The organism is Nocardiopsis flavescens (assembly GCF_900141985.1).
Classification (GTDB): domain Bacteria; phylum Actinomycetota; class Actinomycetes; order Streptosporangiales; family Streptosporangiaceae; genus Nocardiopsis; species Nocardiopsis flavescens.
Map to the genome: position 1 here is coordinate 22,625 of NZ_FQZK01000041.1, position 6,254 is coordinate 28,878.

The window sequence follows — 6,254 nt, forward strand, 5'->3', positions numbered from 1 at the left end:
GTGGATAGTTTGAATATCCGTACTGGATAGCACTGGTATCCATAAGGAGTATCCCATGAACCCCCCTGGCACCACCGCTCGCACCGCGATCACCGTCCGCGCCCTCGTCGGCCTGCACCGCCCGCTCGTCCTGACCGCGCTGCTGTGCGCGGCGGCGCTGCTGGTGACCGTCCCCGGCGTCTTCCTGGACGGCCGGACCGTCGGGGGAGACCCCGCCTGGCTCAAGCCCACCAAGTTCGCGCTCTCCATCGCCGTCTACAACGTGACCCTCGCCTGGCTGCTCTCGCTGCTCACGAAGTGGCGGCGCACCGGGTGGTGGCTCGGCACCGTCGTGGCCGCCATGGTCACCGGGGAGCTGGTCGCCATCACCCTCCAGGCGGTGCGCGGCACGTCCAGCCACTTCAACAACTCCACCGCGTTCGACGGCGCCGTGTACTCGCTGATGGCGGTCATGATCGCCACGGTCTGGGTCGCCACCCTCGCCATCGGCGCCATCCTGCTCACCCAGCGGCTCGGGGACCGCTCCGTCGACGCCGCCGTGCGGGCCGCCGTCGCGATCGCCCTCGCGGGGATGGCCGTCGCGTTCCTCATGACCTCGCCCACCGCCGAGCAGATGGTGACCCTGGGCGGGGGCGGTTCGTCGGACGTGATCGGCGCCCACACCGTGGGCATGGCCGACGGCGGTCCGGGCCTGCCGCTGGTCGGGTGGAGCACCGTCGCGGGGGACCTGCGGGTCGCCCACTTCGTCGGGCTGCACGGGCTCCAGGTGATCATCCTGTTCGCGTTCCTGCTCACCTCGCTGGCCGGCCGGTACCCGCGCCTGGCCGACGACGCGGTGCGCACCCGGCTGGTGCTGGTGGCGTCCGGCTCCTACACGGGGTGGCTGGCGCTGCTGACCTGGCAGGCCCTGCGCGGGCAGTCCGTGGTCGCCCCGGACGCGCTCACCCTGGGCGCCGCCGCGGCGGTGGCGGCCGGTACCGCCGCGGGGGTGTGGTGGGCCCTGCGGCGCCGCCGCGAACACGTATGATCCCGGGTGACCGGACGGAGGCGGCCATGCGGCTCAAGCTCGACCTGCACGACATCTTCAACAAGGGCCGGGACATCGACCGCGCCCTGGCGGACATCATGGACGAGGCCGAGCGCACCGGTGCCAAGACCGTGGAGATCATCCCGGGCAAGGGGTCGGGCCAGCTGAAGAAGCGGGTACTGCGGTTCCTCGACCGCAAGGACGTCAAGGCCCGCTACCACCGGGTGGAGAAGGACTCGAAGAACTTCGGCCGCCTGTTCATCCACTTTCGGCACTGATGCCCTGTGGGGTGTGGTTCCTGCTCTGATGGCGCTTGCCGACCAGGGCGTAGTACTCGGATCACGCTTAAGGAGTGGCGAGGGTACGTATCAGCATCAGCCTTGATCCCCGGCAGGGGCCGAGCGGGTCAGGTCTCATGCGAATCGTGCGGGCATGGACGTGTCGGCCTACCTGGTCAACGCCGCGATCCGCCATTCGCCCAGGTGGTAACGGACTTGCAGGTGCCGACCCCGACCCACAGGTGGTCTTCGACTTCAGCCGGAGGGGGCTCTGCCCTGTCACCGCTCCTGTTCCGGTATGAGAAGCCAGGTCACCCGTGGGTTCCTCCGCTGACAGGTCTCGACGGCGATCGAGCGCAGATTTCAACCAGGGCTGGAGAATTCGGAGGGTTCGTGCGGCCAGTCCTTTCGGGCCTTTTGAAGACGGCGCGTCATCAGCCGCACCCGCTGTCTCTGGGCACCGGAACGTCGGTTCCGTGCATCTATAACCCGAAGGTCATCCCATGATCTATCGTCATAGCCGAGACCTGCGGGATGGTCCCGTGAGTGGGTGCGGTCCTGAGGAGGTACCCGCGATGATTGCACACGGTGTTGTCGAGGCGGCGGAGGACGCTGTCGGAATGCTCAGCGGCGGTGGAGCACTCAAGGACGTATGGCGGTTCGCGGTGATCCAGCTTCTGGACGACTATGAGAGTCGTTTGCGGCGTGAGGGTGTGGCTGCCGCAGCGATCCTTTTCAGAGAAACTCCCGACCCGACGGGAGACCCTCGTGTGGATGCGGCGTTCGCGGCCCTCGCCGAGCACCTCGCCCGCCGTGACGGGTGGTCCGTTCCGGAGTGGGCGGACAGCAGAGATCGTGTCAGCTTGGACTGGTGGTTCGTGACCGACCTACGAGGCCTGCATCCGCTGGCTCTTCGCGAATCCCCGCTTTCCTTTCGCAAACGGGGCGTCTTCATCACGGCGAGTGCGTTGGAGCGCGTGTGAGTAAGCCGCTGGACAAGGCGGCGATCGAGTCGCTGCTTCAAGACCTGTCGGTCGAGCTGGAGCGACGTGGGGCCCAAACCGATCTCTTCCTGGTAAGGGGCGCCGCTATCGCTCTCGCCTACGATGCGCGCCGTTCCACACGTGATCTCGACGCAGCCTTCGCACCTACGGACATCGTGCGGGAGGCCGCCGCGACTGTCGGTGAGTAACATGGACTTGAACCTGATTGGTTGAACGACGCGGTGAAGGGCTTCCTGCCCGGAAACGACCATGATGCTCAGAGATTCTTTGAGTCACCCGCATTGCGTGTGGATGTCGCCTCCCCGCAGTATCTGCTGGCGATGAAGCTCCTTGCTGCCCGAGTTGAGACCGATGCCGATGACATTCGATTCCTGTACGGGAAGTGTGGCTTCACCACGGTCAGTGAAGGGCTTGAGCTTCTCCAACGTGCCTACCCCGGCCGTCAGATCCAGGTGAAGACTCAGTACCTGTTGGAGGAGATCGTCGAGACCCTCACGGATTAGGTGATCGGTCGCCTGTGTCCGTGTCTCTCCGATCGGCACGCCCGACAGGAGTGCGGTCGTTGGAAGAGCCTCGGCCGCTTTCTCCTCCACTTCAAGCGCTGACCCCGGGAACGCCTGCGGTGCCCCCCGGCCGGGGCGGAGCACGATGTCGGTGTGAGCACGGAACCCGTGGAACCGCCCGGCACACAGGCCAGCGATCCCTTCTCCACGGGGTTGGGGATCAGGGCGATGTCGGCGCTTGTGGGCAGGGCGTCGGCTGCTGTGTTGTCCGAGGCCGAGGGTGGTCGCCCTCTGGGTCGAGCCGGTCACTTGGCTGCGGAGTTCGGGGTGGATGAGGGGGCGTTGTGTTCATCGTTGTACCCGGGCGGTGCGGTCGAACCGTGCGGGCATTCGTGTGGGCTGGCGCTGGTCGGCGGTACCGGCAGGTTCACGGTGTTGACAGCGGTGGCGATGGGCGCTGTGAGGTGGGAGAGGCGGTATGCCTGGTCCGCGGCGGTGGGGAGAGGTCGGGTGGGCCGGTGGCCGTTGGGCCGTGGTTCGCCGGTGGCCCGGCGGCGGGTACCGCGATAGCGCACCACGCGGCCGGAAACCGGCGCCTTCCCCGTGCCGCACCGGCGGGGTACACTCCCCGTGGGATTGCATCGATTCATCAGGTTGATGCGCATCGAGGGCCCCGACCGGATCCGGTCGGGGCCCTCGATGTTTTACGTTCAGTTGCGCAGCGTCTCCAACAGCGCTGACCACTCGGCGCCCGGGAATTCCAGATGGCCAGCCTCGCGGTGTTGGGTGTCCCGAACGAGGGTCGTGGCGCCCTCGGCGACCTCTACGCAGTTCTCCGTTGTGGCTCCGGAGTAGGACGACTTGTGCCAGGTGTGGGATTGCATCAGGTCCTCATCAGGTCAGCAGGTTCTCCAGAACGGCGGTCGACTCCGGGATGCTGAGCGCCGCCGCACTCACATACTGATACACGAGGTCGAACGCCGTCAGGTCTTCCGCTGAGTCGTAGATGTCCTGATTCCTTGCGTTCTCCACGTAGACCAGCCCGGTGTCGTCCGGGAAATCCAGCAGGGTGAAGCCGGCTGACGCGGCGGCGTGCAACCCTGCTGAGTCGGGAAGGACCTGAACCCTGAGGTTCGGTCGCTGGACCTCCAGCAGGTGGCGCACCTGGTTTTTCCTGAGCTCAGCGGGGATCTTTCTCAACGCGGCTTCGTCAATGATGGCCCAATACTGCGGTGCGTCACCTGAGCTGAGCAGCCGCTGCCGAAGCATCCTGACCTCGACGCGGCGGTCAATCTCCTCAGCTCGTGTGATGCCGCCTCCAACGATCACGGCCCTGGCATAGGCCTCGATCTGGAGCAGCCCGGGGATCAGTGCCACGGAGACCTCTCGGATACGTGACGCACCCGGCTCCAGGCCGGTCAGCAATCCCTTCCCAACGACGTCAGAGTAGGCGTTCCACCAACCCCTCTGACGGGCCTCTCTGGTGAGTTGGATCAACTCTGCGCGTTCCGCGGGTGGCGAGTCATAGATGGTGAGCAGCAACTCCACCATCTCAATCTTGGGGCGAAGCCACTCGTCCCGCTCCATCCGCGTGATTGTTGACGCGCTGATCGTGCGCTCACCCATCTCGCGTGCACGGGCGACGACTTGATCGGCGGTGAGCTCGACGGCTTCCCGGCGCTCGCGGAGGCGTCGAGACAGTGTCCGTTTGCTGCGCGGAGGCGAGAGGGCCACGTCCTGATCCCTTGCTGCTGGCGGGCGAGGTGTGGGGGTGCGGCCCGATCCTACGGCGGAATCTTGGTTTTCAGACATTTCTCTCATCACCCAACAAAGAGTAGGTCACCTAGCAGAAATTCTGTCACTAATCCAAAAGTAGGTCTTGCATTTTTTGGTGCTCGGGTTCAGCATGGTGCCACCTGATGAATCACGCCGGGCTTCCCACCTGGCATCCCGTACCGGAGGTGTGCGCATGACGCGCTACCTGAACCCGTCCCAGCTCTTCGAGGTGAGGGCCCTCGCGGTCTCCTCGCTTCCCCGTCGGCGGCCCCGCCGGGCCGCGCGTGTGCGCCGCTTCGCGCCCGCGGGCCGGCACCACCGCTCGACCAGCACCGGCCCCGGGCCCGGCCCTGGCCGTGCGCCCCGCCCTGCGCACCCCGCGCGCACCGCGCGCCCAGTGCCCCCGGTGTGGGTCGTGCACCCGGTGCCCCTGATGCGGTCCGCGCACCCGGTCCGCCCCGCGCACCCGGCCCGGCCGGTGTATCTGGTGCTCCCCGTGCGCTCCGCTCACCCGGAGCGGCCGAGGCCGTCGCTGTCGCCCACGCGGCCGGTGCCGCCGGTGAGGGCTGTGCGGCCGGGGCGTGAGGTGCTGTTCCGGACCCTGGTGGGGCTGGAGAACCTGGGGGTGTCCGCATGAGCGCCGACCACACCCTGGACCTGTGCGGGGACCGCTCCCTGGACCAGCGCGGACGCCCCCGCATGTGCTGGCTCGACCCCGGCCACACCACCAGTCACGCCGACTACCTCGGCAACCTCTGGGAAGACCGCGCCGCGATCCTGCACCGCCTGCGCACCCGGTGGGGCCACAGCCACCAGATCAGCGTCACCGACACCGGCCTGTGGAAAGCCGTCGCCCTGGACCCCCACGCCCGCTGGGCCACCGAGGTCGAGTACACCCCCGCCCAACTCGTCCACCGCCTGCGCACCCGACGCGTACCCACCCCGCTCCGGCTCTCCTGACCCGCCGGATTCCCGGTCCGGCCCGGCTGCTTGCGACCGGGCCGGACCGGGGCCTCCGCCCCCGTCTGGCGGCCCCGCCCGCAGGCCCAGCACCCGATGCCGACTCCACACGAGGACACGATGACCACGACCCTGGCCACACCCCCGGCCGCAACGACCACACCCCCGACCCCGGCCGCACTCGCCCCCGCGCCCGCCCCGGCCGGACCTCTGACCGCACCGTCCCGCGCTCCGCTCTCTTCCCCGACCGCCGCGGACTGCTCCATGTGCAACGGCAACGGCGGCAGCTGGGTCACCACGGACGGCCGTACCCCTGGCAAGAGCTACCGGGAATGGGTCCCCTGCTCCGGCTGCCAGGGCACCGGGAAGGTCTGACCGATGGAGAACTCCGAGAACACACCCTTCGACTACTCCCCGATCGCGCTCCGGCTCGTCGACGCACTGCTCGACCAGGGCACCCCTGCCCACATCGCGAACGCCTTCGCCCGGGTGCCCCGGCACCGGTTCCTGCTCCGCACCTTCCGGGGTGAGGACCGTACCCGCTACGACCGGGACACCGACCCGGCCGGATGGCTGGCCGCCGCCTACACCGACCGCGCCCTCACCACCCAGACCGACGACGGAGGCGCTGGCGGGATGGGCGTGCCCACCTCCTCCTCCAGCGCCCCCGCGGTGATGGCCCGCATGCTCACCGCCGCGGACCTGC

At 68.0% G+C, this 6,254-nt stretch carries 9 protein-coding genes and 1 pseudogene; 8 read left to right on the forward strand and 2 right to left on the reverse strand.

Features of this window, described 5'->3' with window-relative positions:
• Positions 1 to 55 precede the first annotated feature (55 nt).
• The 5 genes from BUE45_RS30040 (at position 56) to BUE45_RS33045 (ending at position 2,812) form a co-directional block, all read left to right on the forward strand.
• Positions 56 to 1,027, forward strand: a complete 972-nt coding sequence (locus BUE45_RS30040) for a hypothetical protein (RefSeq protein WP_073384305.1) — start codon at positions 56 to 58, stop codon at positions 1,025 to 1,027.
• A 26-nt stretch (positions 1,028 to 1,053) separates the two neighbouring features.
• Positions 1,054 to 1,305, forward strand: coding sequence for a Smr/MutS family protein (locus tag BUE45_RS30045; RefSeq protein ID WP_073384313.1), 252 nt, complete (start codon positions 1,054 to 1,056; stop codon positions 1,303 to 1,305).
• Positions 1,306 to 1,880: 575 nt separating this feature from the next.
• A complete protein-coding gene (locus BUE45_RS30050) occupies positions 1,881 to 2,288 on the forward strand; it encodes a hypothetical protein (protein WP_073384306.1) in 408 nt (135 codons plus the stop codon).
• A complete protein-coding gene (locus BUE45_RS33040) occupies positions 2,285 to 2,497 on the forward strand; it encodes a hypothetical protein (protein ID WP_218619607.1) in 213 nt (70 codons plus the stop codon). The genes BUE45_RS30050 and BUE45_RS33040 overlap by 4 nt, the downstream gene beginning before the upstream one ends.
• Before the next feature lie 21 nt (positions 2,498 to 2,518).
• Positions 2,519 to 2,812, forward strand: a complete 294-nt coding sequence (locus tag BUE45_RS33045; protein ID WP_218619608.1) for a hypothetical protein — start codon at positions 2,519 to 2,521, stop codon at positions 2,810 to 2,812.
• A 710-nt stretch (positions 2,813 to 3,522) separates the two neighbouring features.
• Here BUE45_RS33045 and BUE45_RS30060 read toward each other — a convergent pair.
• Together BUE45_RS30060 and BUE45_RS30065 are read right to left on the reverse strand one after the other, a co-directional pair.
• Complete coding sequence (locus BUE45_RS30060; RefSeq protein ID WP_073384307.1) at positions 3,523 to 3,696, reverse strand: DUF397 domain-containing protein; 174 nt, start codon at positions 3,694 to 3,696, stop codon at positions 3,523 to 3,525.
• Positions 3,697 to 3,706: 10 nt separating this feature from the next.
• On the reverse strand, positions 3,707 to 4,546 hold the full coding sequence (locus tag BUE45_RS30065; RefSeq protein ID WP_073384308.1) for a helix-turn-helix domain-containing protein: 840 nt from the start codon (positions 4,544 to 4,546) through the stop codon (positions 3,707 to 3,709).
• 675 nt (positions 4,547 to 5,221) lie between these two features.
• On the opposite strand from BUE45_RS30065, the gene BUE45_RS30075 reads away from it, so the two are divergent.
• The 3 genes and pseudogenes from BUE45_RS30075 to BUE45_RS30080 all read left to right on the forward strand — a co-directional run.
• Entirely contained in the window at positions 5,222 to 5,548 is a 327-nt protein-coding gene (locus BUE45_RS30075) for a hypothetical protein (protein ID WP_073384310.1), read from the forward strand.
• Positions 5,549 to 5,668: 120 nt separating this feature from the next.
• Complete coding sequence (locus BUE45_RS32180; protein ID WP_143173529.1) at positions 5,669 to 5,923, forward strand: hypothetical protein; 255 nt, start codon at positions 5,669 to 5,671, stop codon at positions 5,921 to 5,923.
• Positions 5,924 to 5,926: 3 nt separating this feature from the next.
• Positions 5,927 to 6,254, forward strand: a pseudogene (locus BUE45_RS30080) (hypothetical protein); the annotation flags it as partial.

Coding starts and splice junctions, on each gene's coding strand:
- BUE45_RS30040 (WP_073384305.1), top strand. CDS start 56: ATGAACCCCCCTGGCACCACCGCTCGCACCGCGATCACCGTCCGCGCC.
- BUE45_RS30045 (WP_073384313.1), top strand. CDS start 1,054: ATGCGGCTCAAGCTCGACCTGCACGACATCTTCAACAAGGGCCGGGAC.
- BUE45_RS30050 (WP_073384306.1), top strand. CDS start 1,881: ATGATTGCACACGGTGTTGTCGAGGCGGCGGAGGACGCTGTCGGAATG.
- BUE45_RS30060 (WP_073384307.1), bottom strand. CDS start 3,696: ATGCAATCCCACACCTGGCACAAGTCGTCCTACTCCGGAGCCACAACG.
- BUE45_RS30075 (WP_073384310.1), top strand. CDS start 5,222: ATGAGCGCCGACCACACCCTGGACCTGTGCGGGGACCGCTCCCTGGAC.
- BUE45_RS32180 (WP_143173529.1), top strand. CDS start 5,669: ATGACCACGACCCTGGCCACACCCCCGGCCGCAACGACCACACCCCCG.